The sequence below is a fragment of the Streptomyces sp. NPDC087859 genome, from assembly GCF_044742595.1.
In the GTDB taxonomy this organism is placed as follows: Bacteria; Actinomycetota; Actinomycetes; order Streptomycetales; family Streptomycetaceae; genus Streptomyces; species Streptomyces canus_F.
The window spans coordinates 361369-380059 of record NZ_JBIUUU010000002.1; the positions used below are offsets into that span (position 1 = coordinate 361369).

The 18691-nt window shown below is 73.3% G+C and carries 17 protein-coding genes; 12 read left to right on the top strand and 5 right to left on the bottom strand.

Going from position 1 to position 18691, the window contains the following annotated elements:
• Positions 1–63: 63 nt before the first annotated feature.
• A complete protein-coding gene (locus ACIOHP_RS05555; RefSeq protein ID WP_361552398.1) occupies positions 64–1392 on the top strand; it encodes a PLP-dependent aminotransferase family protein in 1329 nt (442 codons plus the stop codon).
• Here the strand turns inward: ACIOHP_RS05555 and ACIOHP_RS05560 are convergent.
• Positions 1307–1837 (bottom strand): hypothetical protein, encoded by a 531-nt coding sequence (locus tag ACIOHP_RS05560; protein WP_361552395.1) that lies wholly within the window; start codon positions 1835–1837, stop codon positions 1307–1309. The two genes, ACIOHP_RS05555 and ACIOHP_RS05560, sit on opposite strands and share 86 nt — an antisense overlap.
• Before the next feature lie 142 nt (positions 1838–1979).
• Here ACIOHP_RS05560 and ACIOHP_RS05565 point away from each other — a divergent pair, with 142 nt between their 5' ends.
• Positions 1980–2525: an SH3 domain-containing protein gene (locus ACIOHP_RS05565; protein ID WP_361552392.1), complete on the top strand. Its 546-nt coding sequence runs from the start codon at positions 1980–1982 to the stop codon at positions 2523–2525.
• 61 nt (positions 2526–2586) lie between these two features.
• Here the strand turns inward: ACIOHP_RS05565 and ACIOHP_RS05570 are convergent, their stop codons facing one another.
• Complete coding sequence (locus tag ACIOHP_RS05570) at positions 2587–3060, bottom strand: hypothetical protein (RefSeq protein ID WP_401883646.1); 474 nt, start codon at positions 3058–3060, stop codon at positions 2587–2589.
• Positions 3061–3197: 137 nt separating this feature from the next.
• On the opposite strand from ACIOHP_RS05570, the gene ACIOHP_RS05575 reads away from it, so the two are divergent.
• Both ACIOHP_RS05575 and ACIOHP_RS05580 read left to right on the top strand, forming a co-directional pair.
• Positions 3198–4358: a PP2C family protein-serine/threonine phosphatase gene (locus ACIOHP_RS05575; RefSeq protein ID WP_401883648.1), complete on the top strand. Its 1161-nt coding sequence runs from the start codon at positions 3198–3200 to the stop codon at positions 4356–4358.
• Between the two features lie 69 nt (positions 4359–4427).
• The gene (locus tag ACIOHP_RS05580; RefSeq protein WP_361552383.1) at positions 4428–5486 is read left to right on the top strand and encodes a hypothetical protein; all 1059 of its coding nucleotides are present in this window, start codon (positions 4428–4430) and stop codon (positions 5484–5486) included.
• Here the strand turns inward: ACIOHP_RS05580 and ACIOHP_RS05585 are convergent.
• Positions 5476–7437 (bottom strand): Ig-like domain repeat protein, encoded by a 1962-nt coding sequence (locus tag ACIOHP_RS05585; RefSeq protein ID WP_401883650.1) that lies wholly within the window; start codon positions 7435–7437, stop codon positions 5476–5478. The genes ACIOHP_RS05580 and ACIOHP_RS05585 overlap by 11 nt on opposite strands.
• Positions 7438–7619: 182 nt before the next feature.
• On the opposite strand from ACIOHP_RS05585, the gene ACIOHP_RS05590 reads away from it, so the two are divergent.
• The 3 genes from ACIOHP_RS05590 to ACIOHP_RS05600 are packed head-to-tail and all read left to right on the top strand — an operon-like array spanning position 7620 to position 11936.
• Positions 7620–7985 carry a hypothetical protein gene (locus ACIOHP_RS05590; protein WP_401883652.1) on the top strand — a complete coding sequence of 122 codons (366 nt, stop codon included), beginning with the start codon at positions 7620–7622 and terminating at the stop codon, positions 7983–7985.
• A gap of 4 nt (positions 7986–7989) precedes the next feature.
• Positions 7990–10563 carry a caspase family protein gene (locus tag ACIOHP_RS05595; RefSeq protein ID WP_401883654.1) on the top strand — a complete coding sequence of 858 codons (2574 nt, stop codon included), beginning with the start codon at positions 7990–7992 and terminating at the stop codon, positions 10561–10563.
• The gene (locus tag ACIOHP_RS05600) at positions 10563–11936 is read left to right on the top strand and encodes an extracellular solute-binding protein (RefSeq protein WP_401883656.1); all 1374 of its coding nucleotides are present in this window, start codon (positions 10563–10565) and stop codon (positions 11934–11936) included. The genes ACIOHP_RS05595 and ACIOHP_RS05600 overlap by 1 nt, the downstream gene beginning before the upstream one ends.
• Before the next feature lie 6 nt (positions 11937–11942).
• On the opposite strand, the gene ACIOHP_RS05605 is transcribed toward ACIOHP_RS05600, so the two are convergent.
• Entirely contained in the window at positions 11943–13184 is a 1242-nt protein-coding gene (locus tag ACIOHP_RS05605; protein ID WP_401883658.1) for an amidohydrolase, read from the bottom strand.
• A 97-nt stretch (positions 13185–13281) separates the two neighbouring features.
• Between ACIOHP_RS05605 and ACIOHP_RS05610 the strand changes: the two genes are divergently transcribed.
• On the top strand, positions 13282–13857 hold the full coding sequence (locus ACIOHP_RS05610) for a tellurite resistance TerB family protein (RefSeq protein ID WP_361484041.1): 576 nt from the start codon (positions 13282–13284) through the stop codon (positions 13855–13857).
• Between the two features lies 1 nt (position 13858).
• Here ACIOHP_RS05610 and ACIOHP_RS05615 read toward each other — a convergent pair whose 3' ends face one another.
• A complete protein-coding gene (locus tag ACIOHP_RS05615) occupies positions 13859–14032 on the bottom strand; it encodes a hypothetical protein (protein ID WP_401883660.1) in 174 nt (57 codons plus the stop codon).
• Between the two features lie 126 nt (positions 14033–14158).
• Here ACIOHP_RS05615 and ACIOHP_RS05620 point away from each other — a divergent pair, with 126 nt between their 5' ends.
• The 4 genes from ACIOHP_RS05620 to ACIOHP_RS05635 all read left to right on the top strand — a co-directional run bounded on the left by ACIOHP_RS05620 (position 14159) and on the right by ACIOHP_RS05635 (position 18675).
• Entirely contained in the window at positions 14159–15502 is a 1344-nt protein-coding gene (locus ACIOHP_RS05620) for a tetratricopeptide repeat protein (protein WP_401883662.1), read from the top strand.
• A 60-nt stretch (positions 15503–15562) separates the two neighbouring features.
• Positions 15563–16564 (top strand): permease, encoded by a 1002-nt coding sequence (locus tag ACIOHP_RS05625; RefSeq protein ID WP_361484047.1) that lies wholly within the window; start codon positions 15563–15565, stop codon positions 16562–16564.
• Positions 16561–17295, top strand: a complete 735-nt coding sequence (locus tag ACIOHP_RS05630) for a TIGR03943 family putative permease subunit (RefSeq protein WP_401883664.1) — start codon at positions 16561–16563, stop codon at positions 17293–17295. Before ACIOHP_RS05625 ends, ACIOHP_RS05630 begins: the two co-directional genes overlap by 4 nt.
• A gap of 573 nt (positions 17296–17868) precedes the next feature.
• Positions 17869–18675: a GAF and ANTAR domain-containing protein gene (locus ACIOHP_RS05635; protein ID WP_401883666.1), complete on the top strand. Its 807-nt coding sequence runs from the start codon at positions 17869–17871 to the stop codon at positions 18673–18675.
• The last annotated feature ends 16 nt before the right edge of the window (positions 18676–18691 follow it).

An 18691-nucleotide genomic window follows, 5' to 3' on the forward strand; every position in this document is an offset into this window, starting at 1 on the left:
TCGGTGCAATCGCGAGAGCATGCAGAGCAGTGACGCAAGAGCAGTGCAGCAAGAGGGGGACCCGTGGACGACTACCGGCGCATCGCCGACCGACTCGCCGACGACATCGCCGCCGGACGGCTCAAACCCGGCGAACGACTGCCGCCGCAACGGCAGTTCGCCCGGCGGCGCGGGATCGCCGGATCGACGGCGGGCCGGGTGTACGGCGAACTCGTCCGGCGCGGGCTGGTGGTCGGGGAGGTCGGGCGCGGCACCTTCGTACGGGCCGCCCCGGCCGGGCCCGCCGGGCGGGCGCTGACCGAGCAGGCGACCCGGGCGCCCGTGAACATGGAGCTCAACTACCCTTCCGCGCCCGGCCAGTCGGAGCTCCTCGCCCCCGTCCTCGAGCCGCTGCTGCGCCCCGACGTCCTCGCCGAGGCGCTCCTCCCGGCCGCCGCCACCGGCACCGCGGCGGCGCGCGAGGCGGTGGCCGCACTCCTCGCGACCCCCGGCTGGCACCCCGACCCGGCCCAGGTGCTGTTCACCGGCAACGCCCGTCAGTCCATCGCCGCCACCCTCGCCTCCCTGGTCCGGCCGGGCGGCCGGGTGGGGGTGGAGGCGCTGACGTATCCCCTGGTCAAGGAGATCGCCGCGCGGCTGGGCATCACCCTGGTCCCGCTGGCCGGGGACGAGGACGGACCGCTGCCGCAGTCCATCGCCGCCGCCCATCGCACGGCCCCGCTGTCCGCGCTCTACCTCCAGCCGACGTTGCACAACCCCACCTCCCTGACGATGAGCTGGGACCGGCGCCGGGAGATCGCGCTCACCGTGGCCGACCTGAACCTCCCGGTCGTCGAGGACCGCATCTGGTCCTTCCTCCACCCGCACGCCCCCGACCCCCTCGCCGCCCACGCGCCCGGTCTCACCCACGTCGTCGACAGCCTGTCCAAGCGGGTCGCGCCGGGGCTCACCGCCGGCTTCGTCGTCGTCCCGAAAGACCGCCGCCACGCCGTGGCCGCCGCGATCCGCTCCGGCGGGTGGAGCGCGGGACGGTTCGCGCTGGAGGCGGCCGTCCGGCTGGTCGGGGCGGGGGTCGTCCAGCGGCTGGTGGAGGCCAAGCGGGCGGACGCGGCCGTGCGGCAACGGCTCGTCGCCCAGGAGCTCGACGGGTTCGTCGTACGGGCTCATCCGCAGGTCTACTACGCCTGGTGGGAGCTGCCCGCGCCGTGGCGTGCCGACACCTTCACGGCCGCCGCGGCGGCACTCGGGATCGCCGTGACACCGGGGCCCGCCTTCGCCGTCGACCCGAACCGGACGCCGGACGCGGTCAGGCTCGGGCTCGCGTCGGCCGCACCGCGGGATCTGGAACGGGCGCTGCGGACGCTTGCCGGCGTCGTGCGCAAACGGCCGTGAGCCAGGTGGCACAGGCCGCGGTGAGACCGAGGGCGACCAGCAGCCAGGAGACCGTGCGCAGGGTGACGGTGAGGGCGTCGTAGATGGCGCCGGCGGCCGGGCGGCGCGTCTCGTGCAGGTCGGAGAGGGTCAGATGGCGGCCGAGTGTCACCGCGAGGCCCAGGAACGCGCCGCCCAGCGCCGTGCCCAGCGAGGTCGCCGTGACCGCGCGGCGGCGGCAGGCGGCGACCGCGATACCGGTGGCGGCGAGGATCAACGCGGTGACGGGGAGCCAGAATCCGGCGACCTCGAACGGCACGTAGGGGTCGGCGAGTTGATGTCGGAGTCGGGGGAGCCCGGCATTTCTTCCGTAGGTCGCCCAGGCCGCGAGCACCCCGAACGGGACGAGCAGACAGGCCAGGGCGATCAGGGCGGCCGACACGGCGTTGCGGAGGGGTGAGCGCACGGTTCCAGGCAAGGGGCCCGGGGGTGCGTGCGCGACCGGGGTGACTGCATATGGCCGCATGACGGCACCCCCGGCCGGGCTCTCCGGTGGAGGGTTCACCCGAACGGGTGTTTCCTGGATCTGGGGAGAAGGAGGCCGATCTATGCGCACCACACCGGCCCTGCGGACCCTGGCCGCGGCCCTGCTCACCGGCGGCACCCTGGCCGTCGCGGCAGCGGGCACCCCGGCAGCAGCCGCCGCCCCGCCGAGTTACGCCGACGGGCATGGAGGCGGCGGATCCGGCGGTCCGATCTGGGGCACCATCGTCTCCGGCGTCGACCTCAATGTGAGAGCCGCGCCCACCACTCACTCGCCCGTCGTGGCACAGCTCTCGCCGTGGAGCCAGGACCGCGTGGACTGCAAGGTCCAGGGGCAGAGAGTCAACGGCAATCCGTACTGGTACTGGCTCGAGGGCGCCCAGGGCTGGGCGAGCGCCGCCTTCGTCGACACCGGCGGTCGCTCGGTGCCGAGCTGCGCCGATCCGTGTCCCGAGTGGAAGGACGGGGCCTGGAGCAACTGGGACGACCCGTACTGGAACGACTCATGGAGCGCGTCGGGGTCCGGAACCTGGAGTTTCTCCGGCTCGTGGAGCTGGAGTGCCACCGGGTCCTCGGCGGACGCCTGGGACATGTTCCCGGGCGGTGGGTGAGAGAGGGAGACGAAGGGGCCCGGCAGCGGCTGCCGGGCCCCTTTGCCCACGTCACCCGGGGTCAGCGCAGACGGTTTCCGGCCCCGTCCTCGCGTGTGTAGTAGCGGTAGAAGAACACGCCGAAGATGCCCGCCGTGACCACCAGCCCCAGGACCGCGGACCGCAGCACGCTCTCGCCGGTCTGGCTGTAGAGGAAGCCGACCGCCGCGCCCGCGAAGGCGGACTTCACCAGAGAGTGCAGCTCGCGCTTGAGCAGCGGCGCGAACGTCGCCACCGCGATGCACAGCACGATGAACGCGAGCGCGGTCACGAAGCCGAACAGGATGTTCCAGCCGGTGATCTCGCCGCCGCCGCGGCGGTTGGCCGCGGCCCAGTAGCCGTAGACCAGGCCGAGGACGACGGGGATTCCGTACCGCGCCGCCCTGTGGACCTGCTCGCTGAAGACATCGGGTGTGCCGCGGGTCTCCGCCGGCCTTCGGCCGGGGGGACTCCCATATCGCTTCGCTCCGCGGGACGCGGGTGCCGCATGAGCCATGAGAGGACTCCTCTCTCTCGCCCCCGGATTGCCCCCGGATTCCAGAGCACACCTGGGAGGAGGCGCTGGCAAGTCGGCGGACCGCGGTATTCGGCACCGGATGGCGACCCCGGGCACCCCGTGCTTCGCTGAACGGCATGAAGCGCGACGTCCGCAGCCGCGGTGAGCTGCTGCGGGTCCGCGGCCGGAGCGTCGCCTGGGTGCCGCCGCTGCTTTTGCTCATCGGCATCACGGTGATCGACTTCAACACGGCCGGCGAGTTCCGGATGATCAGCTGGGTCGTGCTGGTGCCCGGTATCGCCGCCGCGATCTGCGGGGTGTGGGGCACCGCGGTGTTCGCCGTGCTCGCGCTGCTGAACTACTTCCTCGCGGACACCTCGTACCCGAATCAGTACCAGAGCGGACTGCCCGACTTCATCCTCGTCGGCGTCGGCGGCGTCCTCGCCGTGCTGGCCTGCGCGGTCCGGATGCGCGGTGAGCGGTTGATGCTGCACATGCGGGACATCGCCGACACCACGCGCCGCACGGTGCTGCGCCCGATCCCCGCGGACTGGGGCGGCCTGGAGCACGCGGCGGTCTATCTCGCCTCCGACGTCGAGGCCCGGGTCGGCGGCGACTTCTACGACATCCAGCCCGGTCCGCACGGCACCCGGGTCCTCGTCGGCGACGTCCAGGGCAAGGGCCTCGCCGCGGTGGAGGCGGCCGCCGCGCTGCTCGGTACGTTCCGCGAGGCCGGGTACCACGAGGCCGACCTCACGACGGTCGCGGACCGACTGGAGGTACGGATGGTGCGGCACCGCCGCCACATCAAGGCACTCGGCCGCGGCGACGGCGACGGCAACCGCTTCGCCACGGCGGTGCTGCTCGGCTTCCCCGACGACGACACCGGCGCCGTCGACGCCGTCGTCTTCGGCCACGAACCCCCGCTGGTCGTCGGCCCCGACGGCGTACGGCACCTGCCGCCCGCCGAGGCGCTCCCGCTCGGGCTCGGTGAACTCGCCGGCGGCGGCCCGCCCCCGGTGCTGCGGGTGCCCCTGGCGCCCGGGGAGACCCTGCTGGTGACGACGGACGGCGTGACCGAGGCCCGTGACCCCGGCGGCCTCTTCTACCCGCTCGCCGCCGAGGTCGGCGACGCCGTCGCCGCCGATCCGCGCATCGCCGAACCGCACCGGCTGGTCGCCTTCGTCCGCGACGGCACGCTGCGGCACTGCGGGGGACGGCTGGCCGACGACACGACGGTGTTCGCGGTGCGGCGGCCGGTGGGCACTCCGTCAGGAATGGGACGTTCGCAGTCCTGAGGTCCGCCTTCGCAGCCGCAGCGGTTACGGTGCTGCCGTACGTGATCGACGGGGGATGGGGAGGGACCGATGCCCGGAACCGTGCTGCTGCTGGCCACCGCACCGGCGGGCAGGGGGTGTTTGGTCGACGCGGCCTCCGTGCTCCCCGTCCTCGCCGCCGTACCGCCCGCCGTCCTGTCCGGCACGGACACGGCCAACGTGGTCGAGCTCGCGGACCCGGTGGAGCCGCAGGCGGTCCTGACGCGGCTGCGGGCCGCCGCGGCGGCTCCCGGTCCGCTCACGGTGTTCCTCACCGGCCAGCTCCAGCTGGACCGCCGCCAGCACCTGCCCCACCTCGCGCTGGCCCGCACCACCCCCTCGACGGTCCGCTACACCGCCTTCCCCTGGCACTGGTTCCGGGACGAGCTGCGGCTGCGCCCGGCCGGCGCCACGGCCTTCGTCCTCGATCTGCACGCCGACCCGGAGACCTGGGAGTGGCTGCGGACCAACCCCCTGGACACGGGCCGCAACAACGCCGTCCACGGCCGGATCGCACCGCCGCCGTCCCGGCGCACGGTGTCGACGCCCGCGTACATGAAGGCCGTCGCGACGATCCTGCGCAGTGGACACCGGCCCCCGCTGGAGCAGTTGCACCAGCAGGCGCTGAGCCGGACCCCGCAGGAGGGCCTGGGGCACGTCCTGAGCGCGCAGGGGCCCGCCGCGGGCGACCCGCACGTGCTGATCTCGGCCGCCGTCGCGGCCCGGCGGCACGGGGACGCCGACTCACTGGCCGCGCACCACGAGCTGACCGCCGTACGCGCCCACGGGCCGGCCTCCGAGGAGGCGCTGCACTGGAGCGAGGTCCGGGCGGATCTGGCGATGTTCGCCGGGGATCCGGCGCGCAGCTGCCGGGCCTGGCTGTCCGTGGCCACCACGCGGCTGGCCGCCGGGCAGGCCCCGGACGCGCCCGCCGTGGAGGCCGCCGCCGACCGGGCCCACCATCAGTGGGGGCGGATCGACGACCCGGCGCGGGCCCGGGAACTCGGGCCCGCGCTGGCCGATCTGAGGGCGCGGGTGCCAGGGCGCCGCGAGGGCGCCCTGGACCATGTGCACCGGCAGCTGGGCCGGCTCCAGACGATCAGCTCGTGAAGATGAAGTACTTCCACGCGCCGTGCGTCGTCGAGTTCACGGTGTCGCCCGACGAGGAGTTGATGTACGAGGAGCGGACGCGCATCCGGTAGCCCGTCTCGTGCTCACCGGTGAGCTCCACCTTCGAGATGCCCGCGGAGCCCAGCGTGAAGTACTCCGAGCCGAGGTCGTACCACGTGCCGTCGTAGTAGAACTCGAACTCCATGCGCTGCCTGCGGTCCGGGTACGCCGTCATCGTGGTCGTGAACAGCGGGTTCGTGGACTTCTTGAAGTAGTAGTAGGTGTGACCCCACGTGTACTTCGTCTTGTAGTGCTTGCTGACGGCCGTCGACACCTTCACCTTGGCGCCGACCGTGCTCGACACCGACTTCGGCGCGTACCGGGCGTCGCCCGCGAACTTCGCCGTGACCTTGGTGTCCCGCTTCAGGTCGAGGGTGACGGACAGGTTGCCGCTGGAGTTGACCGTGCCGGACTTGACCAGCTTGTTGGCCTTGTCCCCGCCGAACGGGTCGGCCCAGATCTCCACCTTGCGGTTCTTGTACGTCGTACCGAGGTGCGCGGTGAACTTGACGTCCTGGCCGTACGAGTAGACCTTGCCGTTGTTGTTCAGCGTCAGGGTCGTCTTGGCGCGGGACACGGCGACGCTGTCGGAGCCGCTGCCGGCCGCGTGGCCGGCGTCACCGGCGTACTTCAGCGTGTACGTGACCTTGCCGCCGACCGTCGGGGTGTCGGTGAAGGAGTACGTGCCGTCGGCCTTCACCGACACCGCGGGGAGCGCCTTGCCGGAGGTGTTCTCCAGGTCGGTGCGGGTCGCCGTGAGCTTGGTGCCGGCGGGCAGCGCGACCTTGGAGGAGACCTTGCCCTTGACGGTGAGCTGCTTGGCGCGGGTGGCGGTGTCCGGGGCGGTGACGGTGACTGAAGTGGTCGCCCTGGTGGGGGCGTTCAGGACGCGCAGCGAGTGGACGCCCGCGCTGTTGGACGTCACCGCGAACAGCCGGGAGCCGTCCGGCGCCCAGGCCAGGCCCGAGGTGGAGAGCAGGTCGCTGCCGCTGGTGCTGCCGGTGTTCGGGAAGTCGTACTCCCGGACGGAGGTGGTGCCGCCCGGCTTGTAGACGTAGACGTCCGGCTCGTACGACCCGGAGATGCCGGCCGCGACCGCGCCGTCGGGGGCGATGGCGACGGCGTTCGGGTAGGCGTCGCTGGCGTAACTGCCGTCCGCCGTCAGGTCGGAGGTCTTGAACACCTGGTGGTGGTAGGGCGCGCCGCTGGCCACGACGACGTCCTGGCCGTCCGGGGTGACCTGGAGGTCCCCGAGGTTGCTGCCGGCCTCGGTGGAGTACGCGGTACGGGTCGGGGTGCCGGTCGACACGTCGTACGAGGCCAGGGCGACCGGGCTCTGGCCGATCGCGCCCGCTATCAGGGTGTCGGCGCCGGGTGCGGCGTCCAGCATCGGGCCGGTGTACCAGAGGTTCCCCTCCTGGGCGAGGGTGACCACGGGCTGCTCGCCGGAGAAGTCGACCGAGCCGATGTTGCCCTCGCCCGCCGAGCCGTAGCCGAACCACAGTTTGCCGCCCGCCAGAGCGACGCTCAGCGGGCCGTCGCCCGCGGAGTAGCGGGCGGTCTCGGTGTCGGTCGCGGTGTCGAACGCGACGATCGCGTCGGCGTCCCGGACGGCCGCGTACAGGGTGCCGGAGTCGGCGGACAGCTCCAGGCCGACGACACCCGGCAGGCCCGTCAGCTGGCGGGTGACGTTCCCCGCGTAGTCGGTGACGACGATCTTCCCGTTGCTCGGATCGCTGACGAAGACCCGCTGGTGGACGCCGTCCACCACGATGTCCGCGGTCTGCTTCACCGGCAGGGACCTGGTGGCGTCCGCGGACGCCGGCGTGGCGGTCAGGACCGCCGAGCTGAAGAGGACCGCCAGCGTGGTGGCGGCCGTGAGGGAGCGCATGCGCACTTCTGGTTCGAACCCCCCGGTACGAAAGTGGAGGCCCACGCGCACAGCCATGTGTGGAACCTGTGGGGCGCGTGTGGCGAGTGAGCGAAGAGTAAGTCATGCCACTGACAACGTCGGCACAGGGGTCCCGTGCAAACCCTCCCGTGCACACAACTCCGCTGCCATGATGGTGAGTTATGGCTGAGGGGGATGGAGTGGCCGACCAAGGCATACGCGTACGGCTGGACGGGACCGCGAGCGAGACCGACATCGACGCCCTGCGCAAGTGGCTGGAGCGGGAGCAGCGGCTCGACGAGCGGGCGCGCGCCGGCGAGCTGCAGATCCTGGAGCGGCCGCGGACCGACGAGTCCGGCGCCCCGATGGGTATCGGCATGGACATCGTCGTGGCGATGGCGGGCGGCGCCGGGGCCGCGGTCGTCAAGGAGCTGCTGGAGTACGTCAAACGGTCGGTGGAGGAGTGGCGGGACGTCCGCCGTGGCGTGGAGAACGGGGATCCGCCCACGGGCCGCGTCGACATCGTGGACCTCCACGACGACAGGTAGGCCGGTGACCCGCTTCGACCCGCGAGGACGGGTCAACCGGGCGCTGCTGGTGGGTGTCTCCGAGTACGAGTTCACGGAGCCGCCGCACGGGGTGCCCGGCGACCTGCCGGCCGTCAAGCACGACGTGAACCGGCTGCGGGACGCGCTGCTGCGTGGCCGGGTGTTCGGCGAGCACGACGTCGTCGTGTCCCGATCGCCGTCCCAGGACGAGTTCAACCGGGCCCTGCACACCGCCGCGGGCGAGGCCGAGGGCCTGCTCCTGCTGTACTTCGCCGGGCACGGGGCCATCCCGAGCGCGGGCGACGAGCTGTTCCTGCAGATGCACAACGCGCGCGTGGTCCCGGGGCGGCACGCGGTGTTCCCGGGCGCGGAGATGTTCACCACCGTGCTGACGGTGCTCGCGGGCAGCCCGGCCGAGCGGGTCGTGGTGATCCTCGACTGCTGCTTCGCGGGCAACGCGGCCTGGCTGTGGGAGCGGTTCGAGAGCAAACGCCGGGTGCTGCTGCTGATGAGCGTGCAGGCCAACCACCGCGTCGACGCGGGCGATCCGGGCACGCCGACACCGTTCACCGGCGAGCTCGTACAGCTCCTGGACGAGGGCGGCGAGCTGGGGTTCCGGGAGCTGTCGGACGCGTTACGGGCCCGGATGGCCGCCGACGGTTACGAGACCGTGCGGGGCGATCCGTGGGAGCCGCAGAGCAGATCCGAGCCGGACGAGGACGTCCTGCTGTCGGCGCCCGGGGTGAAGCCGCCCCCGCCGCCGCCCCCGCCGCCGCCCCCGCCACCCGTGCCGCCCCGGCGCCCCCTGACCGCCCTCCTCGCACTGCCGGGCACCTGGGCCGACACCGTCGGCGCCCGGCTGCGCCGCTCCCGCCTCCCCGGTCTGCTGCACGCGGTGGGCCCCACCCGCCTCACCGCACTGCTCGCCGTCGCCGCGATCGGTCTCGGCTCCTACGGCATCGTCGCCCTGACCTCCGACAGTGACCCCTGTGCCCCGCCCCTGGAGCTGCGCGTCCTGGCCGACCCCGATCTCGCGCCGACGGTCACCGCGGCCGCCGACGCGTATCTGACGTCGGACGCCAACACCACCGGCGACGGCTGTCGGCGCAGCGGGATCACCGTCTACAGCGCGGGGTCCGCCGACACGGTCGCCGCGCTCGGCCAGGACTCGGTGGCCTGGCAGGAGCCGCGTGACGAGGAGTCCAACCCGCAGCGGGACGTCGGCCCGCAGCCGGACGTGTGGATCCCGGCCTCCCCCGCCGACGCCGCCCGGGTCGCCGCCCTCCAGGACACCGATGCCGTGGCCGAACTGATGCCGGACGACGAGCCCTTCGCGCACTCGCCGGTCGTGCTCGCGGTACCGGACCGGATCGCCGCGAAGTCCCTGGGGGACCGGGTCGGGCTCCCCCTGTCGCGGATGATCGACCATCTGCGGGTGCGTGACGAGAAGGCCGCGGTACGCCGTCCCGACCCGGAGTTCGCCGACGCGGCACTGCTCGCCACGGTCGGCCTGTACGACACCGCGAACGCCGACGCGGCCGGTGCCGAGCAGAAGGTCGTCCAGCCGGGGCCGCCCGCCCCGACCGCCGCCGACCTGCTGTGCGCGCTGCCCGACGACGACGCCGTGGACGACCATACGGCGGCCCTCGTGCCGGAGTTCCTGCTGCGCAGCGGCGTCGCCTGCGAACGCACGACGCGCACTCCGCGCACGGCCCAGTACCCGAACGACGTGCCCGGTGTGCAGCCCGTCTTCGTCCGGGTGCGCTGGGAGGGCGCCGACCGCGACGAGTCCGCGCGCGACCGGGCCGCCGGGGACTTCCGGGAGTGGCTGACCGGGGAAGAGGGGAGGGCGGTGTTCGCGGGGGACGGCTTCCGCTCCACGGACGGGGAGCTGCCACAGCCGCGCGCCCCCGGGGTGCTGGTCGATCCGGAACCGCTCGACGAGTCCGCGGGAGCCGGCGAGATGACGAAGGTCCTCGAGAGGTACCGCGCCGCGCACGGCCCCGGCCGGGTCCTGTATCTCCTCGACAGCTCCGGTTCGATGGCAGGCCTCTGGAAGGGCCCGAGCGGTGGCCCCGGCCTGCTGAAACAGTCCCTGGGCGGGCTCGGCGGGGAGGACGAGTACGCCGTGTGGGGCGTCTCGGGAACCTCCGGCGACCGCCCGTACGAGACCGTGCTCCCCTTCGGCCCGCACACCCGCAAGGAGGCCGAGCGAGCCGTCGACACCCGCGCCGAGGTCCGCGACGCCCAGGCCGATCCGCACGCCGCGCTGCTCGCCGCGCTCGACGAGATGGCGGAACGCGGCACCGCCGACGACCGTCCCCAGCTCATCGTCCACATCACCGACGGCGAGGACGACACCGCACTGACCGCCGGGAACCTCGACGACGTCCTGACCCACGCCCGCTCGGCGAAGATCCCGGTGGCCACGGTCTCCCTGGCCTCCGCCGGCTGCGACTCCACGGCACCGGCGGCCCGGATCGCCACCGCGAGCGGCGGCCGCTGCCTGGACGCCGGCGACGACCTCGGCGCGGCCCTGACGGACGAGGTGGCCCGCACCGGAACGGGGGAGGACTGATGGGCCGAGGTGGCCGACTGCTCGCCGCTGCCCTGTTGCTGACCGTCACCGCCTGCACCGGTGGCTCCGCCACCCCCGCCGCCGCCCCTCCCGACGTGGCCGGGGACATCGTGGTCGCCGGGGGGCGGGATGTGACCGGGCAGAACGGGATCCGGCAGCAGCTGATCGATGACTGGAACGAGCGGGAGCAGAAGGCGAACTCCGGGTTCCGTGCCCGCCTCGTCGAACTGCCGGGCAGCGCCGACGAGCAGCGCAGTCAGCTGCTCGGCGCGCTGCAGTCCGGCAGCGCGGTCTACGACGTCGTCAACCTCGATGTGACATGGGTACCGGAGTTCGCCGCGGCCGGCCTGATCCGCCCGCTGAGCCGGGAGGACGTCCTCGACCGCGATCACATCGAGTCCGTCGCGGAAACGGCCCGTTGGGGCGATGAGGTGTACGCGGTGCCGTTCAACAGCGACGTCGGGCTGCTCTACTACCGCCGCGATCTGCTCGAGGCGGCCGGTGTCCAGCGGACCGACCTGAGCGCGGGCCTCGACTGGGGGCAGCTGGAGGACCTGATCGAGGCGATCGACGAGCATCCCGCCGTGGGCGCCTACCAGAAGGGCTGGACCACTCAGCTCGCCCCCTACGAGGGCCGTACGGTCAACGCGGTCGAGGCGTTCGCGTCGGCGGCGAAGAGCTTCCACTTCACCGACGCCGACGGCCACTACGACGCCGACATCGACCAGTTGACCGCCGGGGTCGCCGAACTGCGCCGCCGTACCGGGTCCCCGTACACCCTCCAGGACACCGTCCACTCCGACGAGGCCGACTCCTTGAGCGACTTCGCCGACGGCCGCACCGCGTTCCTGCGCCACTGGCCGTACGCCTACCGCACCCTCCACCAGTCCTTCGACGAGGAGCAGTTGGGGGTCGCCCCGCTCCCCGGCCGGGCGGTGCTCGGCGGCCAGAACCTCGCGGTGACCGAGGGCTCGCAGCGGGCGCGGAAGGCGACCGAGCTGATCAGGTACCTCACCGGCCCGGAGAGCGAACGCTGCCTGCTGGACGCGGGGTTCGCGGCGACCCGGGCCTCGGCCTACACCAAGGACGTCCGCTGCCCCCTGGACCCCGCGGCCCCCTCCCCCTCCACTTCGCCCACCGGTGAGCGGGCCGACCGCATGCCCCGCGACGACGAGGGCCGCCCCCGCTACGCCCGCACCATCCTGCTCCCCGCCCTCCAGGACGCGGTCCAGCGCCCGCGCACCCCGCTCTACGGGGCCTTCACCCAGACCTTCACGGCACAGCTGGGCCCGCTCCTGGGCGACAGCCCGCCGGGTGACGCGGAGCTGGCGGCGGCGCTGGACGCGGCACTGAAGAAGGCGTTGCCGGACTAGGGCGTCCTACCGGACCAGATGGCTGAGCGCGCCCGCCACCAGCGTCCGCACCCCCGGCCCCACCACCGACAGGTCGGGCGCGAAGTGCGGGCTGTGGTTGCTCGGCAGCGCGTCCAGGCGGGCCGGAAGGTCGTCGCCGCCCGGCGCCGCGTCCCAGATCTCGGCCGGGGTGGTCGTCACGAACCAGTAGGAGTACGGCTGTCCGTCCGCCGCCAGCCGGGAGAAGTCCTCGCTGCCCATCGCCGGGCCGGGATCGAACACCGTGCCCTCGCCGAACACCTCGCGGTGCACGTCGGCGACCCGGCGGTCGGTCTCCGCGTCGTTCACGGTCAGCGGGTAGGACCCGCCCGGTGTCACCTCCGGCTCGCGCGGGCACCCCGCGGCCCGGCACTCGCCCTCGGCGATCCGGCGGATCGCGGCGAGCATCCGGTCGCGTACCGCCTCCGACTGGGTGCGCAGGTTGAGGGAGATCCGGGCGGTGGACGGGATGATGTTGGCCGCCGTGCCCGCCTCGATCCGCCCGACCGTCAGCACCGCGGACTCGCGGGGCGGCACCTCCCGGCTCACCACGGTCTGGAGCCGGGTGACGATGTACGCCGCCGTCACCACCGGATCCACGGTCGTCTCCGGCCGCGACCCGTGCCCGCCCCGCCCGTGCACCACGATGTCGACGTCGGTGGTGGCCGACATGATCAGCCCGGGAACGTGCGGATACAGGCCCACGGGCCCCGGCACCGCATGCTGCCCGAGCAGTACGTCGGGGCGCGGCACGCGCGCGTACAGTCCGTCCGCCACCATCGCCGCCGCCCCGCCGCCGCTCTCCTCGGCGGGCTGCCCGACCACCACCAGGGTCCCGGACCAGGTGTCCCGTCCCGCCGCCAGCACCTGGGCCGCCCCGGTCAGCCAGGTGACGTGCAGGTCGTGCCCGCAGGCGTGCATCACACCGGGGGTCCCGGACGCGTACGGCAGTCCGGTGTCCTCCTGGACCGGCAGCGCGTCCATGTCGGCGCGCAGCAGGACCACGGGTCCGTCCCCGTTGCGCAGCACCCCGGCGACTCCGGTGCCGCCGATGCCCTCGGCGGTGTCGTACCCCGCCTTCCTCAGCCGCTCGGCGAACCGCGCGGCGGTGCGGTGCTCCTGGCCGGAGAGCTCGGGGTGGCGGTGCAGGTCCCGGTAGAGGTCCTCCAGGTCCGGGACCGGGAGGTCGGCGGTGAGGTCCAGCGCGGTACGGGCGGCTGTGGAGGTCATGGGGGGCAATCTATGCCGGGGGCCCGCCGTGGAACCTTTTCCGGGGCGGGGCCGTTTCCGGGGTGAGATCGATCAGACGAGTACCGAGGTGACGGCAATGGCACTGTTCGACCGGCTCAAGGACCAGGCCAAGAGCTTGCAGCAGCAGGCGCAGGGCGGGCGCGGCACGACCGGGGGACACGGCTCGCAGACCGGATCGCGCGCGGGCTCGCACGGTGGATCGGGCGGTGGCTCCCGCGCCCAGCTGGTCGGCCTGCTGAAGAACCAGCTCGGCTCGATCAAGACCGAGCTGAAGAGCGGCGCGTACCGGGACGCGAGCATGGCGATGTGCGCGCTGGTCGCGGCGGCCGACGGTCATGTGGACGCGTCCGAGATGCAGCAGATGGAGCAGATGATCCTCAGCAACGAGGTGCTGCAGAACTTCCCGCCGGAGCAGCTGCGCACTCGCTTCCACAAGCATGTGGAGCAGCTCACCCGTAACTTCCCGCAGGGGAAGGCCGAGGCGATGCAGGACATCGCCAAGGCCGCCAAGAAGCCGACCGAGGCCCGGGCCGTGATCCAGACCGGCATCGTCATCGCCGGTGCCGACGGGCACTTCTCCCAGGCGGAGCAGATGGTCCTCCAGGAGGCCTGCGCGGCACTGGGGCTGAACCCCGCGGAGTTCCAGCTCTGACCTAGCCCCGCTGGGCGTGCCCGGCCTGCTCCACCTGTTCCACGTGGTCGGCCCGTTGGCCCTCCGTGGCCTTCGCGGGTCCCGCGTTGGCCGCCAGGACCAGGGCCGCCACCGCGACCACGGCGGCGATGGCGCTCCTCACGAAACGCTCGGTGGTGCTGGTGCGTTCGAGCACGACGACCTCGCAGTGACGACGGATGCAACAGCAACAACAGCAGCAACGTATTAAGCAGGCTTAATACGCCGTTTAACCTAGAGCCCGGCGTTGCCCAACGGCAAGAGGCGCAGGGGGAGTTGGGTCATGGTTGAACGTGACGATCCGGAGACCATCGGGCGAAGAGTCCAGCGGCTGCGCGTCGAACGGGGCCTCACCCAGCGGCAGGTGGCCGAGCCCGCCTACACCGCCGCCTATGTCTCCACCCTGGAGGCGGGCCGCGTCAGGCCCTCCGACCAGGCCCTGCGGCATCTCGCCGAGCGGCTCGGCGTCGAGGTCGACGAGCTCGCCACCGGCCGGCCCGCCCGTCTCGTCACCGATCTGCGGCTGCGGATCGTCGAGGCCCAGCGCACCCTCGCCACCGGCGAGGCCGAGGAGGCGGCCCGGCAGTACACCGCGCTGCTGGCGGAGGCGGACGCCCTGCGGCTCGTCGAGGTGCGGGCCGCCGCCCTTCTCGGGCTCGGGGAGTGCGCCGTCGAGACCGGTGACCTCGTCGAAGGACGGCAGTACTTCGAGCGGGCCGAGCAGACGCTGGCCGACGCCCCGCTGCCCGCCCGCGTCCCCGCCCTGCGCGGTCGCGCCCTGGCCCACTACCTCGCCGGTGAACTCCGCTACGCCGTCTACCTCCTGGAGTCCGCCCTCGACGAACTCAACCGCGGCGGACTGCACGATCCCGACGCACTGCTCCTCCTGTACGCCAGCATCATCGGGCCCTACATGGACATGGGCGCCCACGCCCGCGCCGCCCAGGCCGCCGAGTTCGCGCTTGCCCTCGCCCCGCAGGCCGGCGACCCCGCCCTCGTGGCCCGGATGCACCGGTCCGTCGCCCGCACCCTCATCGCCGAGGGCCGGGTCGCCGAGGCCGACGCCTCGCTCGCGAAGGCCGCCGAGCTGTACCGCCGGCTCCAGCTCCGCACCGAGCTGGCCAACTGCCACTGGATGCGCGGGTACGTGTACGCGCAGAACAACGAACTGGAGCGCGCCGAGGACGAGCTGAGGCGGGCCCTCACCATGCTCTCCGCCTCCCGGGCCGCCCTCTACAGCAGCCAGGCCGCCGTCGAGCTGGCCGACGTACTGCACCGGCGCGGCAAGTCCGACGAGGCCGCCGCCCTGCTCCAGGACGTGCTCGGGGACCTGTCCTCGGAGCGCGGCGCCGTCCACTCCGCCGCCGCGCACCGGCTGCTCGGCATCATCGCCGAGGACGCCCGCGACCCGGAGGCCGCCGAGGAGCACTACGTACGGGCGCTGAGCCTGCTGGAACGGGCGGGGGCCGCCGGCGACCTGGCCGACCTGTGCCGGCTGCTGGGTGACCTGCTGCGCAGGGAGGGGCGGGTGGAGGCGGCCCTGGACGCCTACCGGACGGGCCTCGGCCACCGTACGGCCCCCGGCACCACCACCCTCGGGCCCGCACCCGCACAGCCTCCTCTGTGACCCTTCCGATCCTGCGCACAGGGCTCACCGGTTAGCCTGCGCGGGGACGAGAGGGCGGGTGTGGAGAACCAGCGGAGTGTGGCCGACGGGCTGCGGTTCGTCGTGCGCGCGTTCGTGTACGCCGTCCTCGGCGGGGCCGCGCTGCTCGCCATCGCGACCGTCGTCTCCGTGCTCGGGCCCACCCTCGCCCTCGACCTCTACACCCCGCCCGTCGCCGCCTGGTGGACCGTCTTCACGGCGATCACCGTCCAGGGGGTGCCGTTCCTGCTGCTGGGGACCGTCGTCTCGGCGGCCATCGGCGCGTTCGTGCCGGAGCGGGTCTTCACCCGGCTGCTGCCCCGCAACCAGGCCCTCGCCGTGCCGGTCGCCGGGGCCGCCGGGGTCGTACTGCCCGGTTGTGAGTGCGCCTCCGTGCCCGTGGCCGGGAGCCTGATGCGGCGCGGGGTCGCGCCCGCCGCCGCCCTCGCCTTCCTGCTCTCCGCGCCCGCGATCAACCCCGTCGTGCTCGTCGCCACGTCGATCGCCTTCCCGGCCCAGCCGGAGATGGTGCTGGGCCGGCTCGTCGCCTCGCTGGCGACGGCCGTGGTGATGGGGTGGCTGTGGGCGCGGTTCGGGAAGGAGGAGTGGCTGCGGCTGCCCCAGCGGCACGCTCCCGAGGCCCGGGGGATCAAGGCCTTCGGCGCCGGGCTCCAGCACGACTTCCTGCACGCGGGCGGGTTCCTCGTGCTCGGCGCGGCGGCCGCCGCCACCTTCAACATCGTCGTACCCCGCTCCGTGCTGGACGTCTTCACCGGTTCCGCCTGGCTGTCGGTGCTGCTGCTGGCCGTCCTCGCGGTCGTGCTGTGCGTGTGCAGCGAGGCCGACGCGTTCGTCGCGGCCTCGCTGAGCGGGTTCTCGCCCACCGCGCGGCTCGCGTTCATGGTGGTCGGGCCGATGGTCGACCTGAAGCTGATCGCGTTGCAGGCGGGCACGTTCGGGCGGGCCTTCGCCGTGCGGTTCTCCGCGGTGACGTGGGTGGTGGCCGTGGTGAGCAGTGTGCTCGTGGGGTGGTGGCTGCTGTGAGGCGGTACGGGCCGGCCCTGCTGCTGGTGCTCGTCGGGGCGGCGATCCTGCGGATCTCGGCGTTCAGCGCGCTCTACCTGCGGTATGTGCAGACGGGGCTGCGGCCGTATCTGATCGTCTCGGGTGCGGCGCTCGTGCTGCTGGGGATCGCCATGGCGGTCGTACGACACTCGGCGGACGACGGCCATGACGACGACGGCCACGAGGACGGCACCGATCACCACGACCACGCCCACCACGGCCCCCGGGTCGCCTGGCTCCTCACCCTCCCCGCCCTCGCCCTGCTGCTCTTCCCGCCCCCCGCCCTGGGCTCCTACAGCGCCGAGCGCGAGGCGGCCCAGCGGGCGGCGCAGGGCGTCGGGGTCTTCCCGGCACTGCCCGCCGGGGACCCGGTGGAACTCGGCGTGGGCGAGTTCTCCTCACGGGCGATCTACGACAGCGGGCGGTCGCTGAAGGGCCGTACCGTGCGGATGACCGGGTTCGTGACCCACGGCGACGACGGGACCTGGTACGTCACCCGGCTCCTCGTCTCCTGCTGTGCCGCCGACGCCGGCACCGGCAAGGCCGAGATCCGCGGCGCCGACGCGCTGCCCGCGGACACCTGGGTCACCGTCACCGGCAGCTGGCACCCCAAGGGGAAGCTCGGCACGGACGGGGCGTGGCCGCCGGTGCTGGACGCGACGTCGGTGGAGCGGGTCGAGCAGCCGGCGGATCCGTACGAGAAGAGGTGAGGGTGAGGGAGCGGCCACCGTCCTGGTGGCCGCTCCCTCCGCGAGGACGCACGGCTCCCCTGCGTGGTCCTCGCCGGTGATCCCCGTTCCCGCGCGGAGCGGCGGGAGACGCTCCGCATCGGCGTCGCGGGCACGGGGACGCGGACCGGGGCCTCATGGTCCGGACAGCGCCCGCCGGCGGGCGGCACGCGTGGTCGCGGTCACGGCGGGGCAGGGACTTGAGCGGCTCCAGCACGGACGCACCACGTGGGCGGCCGCTTCCTGACTCGCCACAACCGACGGTAGCGACTCGCCCTCGGATTGTGAAGACCGCTCCTCAGCCCTCGCATCGCAGGAATCCGTCATGCCCCGCCACAGCGGGGTACCCGCGGACCGGAGACCGGTTTCTCGTCCGTCGGGACCACGGGGGCGTCGCCGGGCGACGGGCGGGCCGACGCGTTTCGTCCGACGGGCCAGGGGTAACCGGGGGGCGCGTGGAACGGGCGGACCACCGGTCACGGCTGCTGCTCCGGGTGAATCCGCGCCGCGCCCATGGACGACGACTGGCCACGCCGAGCGAAGGAGGCGGGGGCCGTGGGCCCCAGGGACGACCGCAGCGGAGCATCCGGCGACGGCCGCGGTCCGTACGGGGCGTCGGGCAGTGACCCGCGAAGGCTCGCACGGGACGCGGAGGGCGAGCGGGTGCTTGCCGTCGATGAGATCGCCGAGCGGGTCCGGGGGGCGGGACCCGGCGAGATGCCCCACCGGCTGTGCGTGGTGGCGGTCGAGCTGCTGCCGGTGACCGGCGCGAGCGTGTCGCTGGCCGCCAACGGGATGCCCGTCCGGCTGAGCGCGAGCGATGAGCGGGCGGCTCGGGTCGGGGAGATCCAGGCCACCCTGGGCGACGGTCCCTGCCGGCACGCGGCCCGGCTCGGCGCCCCGGTGCTCGCCGCCGACCTCACCGACGGCCGGGACCTCGACCGCTGGCCGGTCTTCGCCCACGAGGCGACGGCCGCCGGGGTGCAGGCGGTGTACTCGATCCCGCTGGGCAACGACGCCGTGTGCGTGGGCACCCTCGACCTCTACCGCGACACCCCCGGCGAGCTCAGCGCCCGCGAACTGCGCACCGCGCAACTGGTGGCCGGCGGGATCACCGTCGCGCTGATGGCGCTGCCCCACGCGGAGGACGGGGGACCCGGGGGAGAGGAACCGTGGCTGGGAGGTCTGACCACCGATCACGACCAGGTCTACCAGGCCATCGGCATGATCATGGCGCAGCTCAGGGTCGGCGAGGACGAGGCGCTGGCCCGGCTGCGCGCCCACGCCTTCGCGCACGACCGCACCGCCCTGGAGGTGGCACGCGCCGTGGTGTCGCACAGGCAGAGGCTGGACGCCGACTGAGTACGCCCGCACCGGA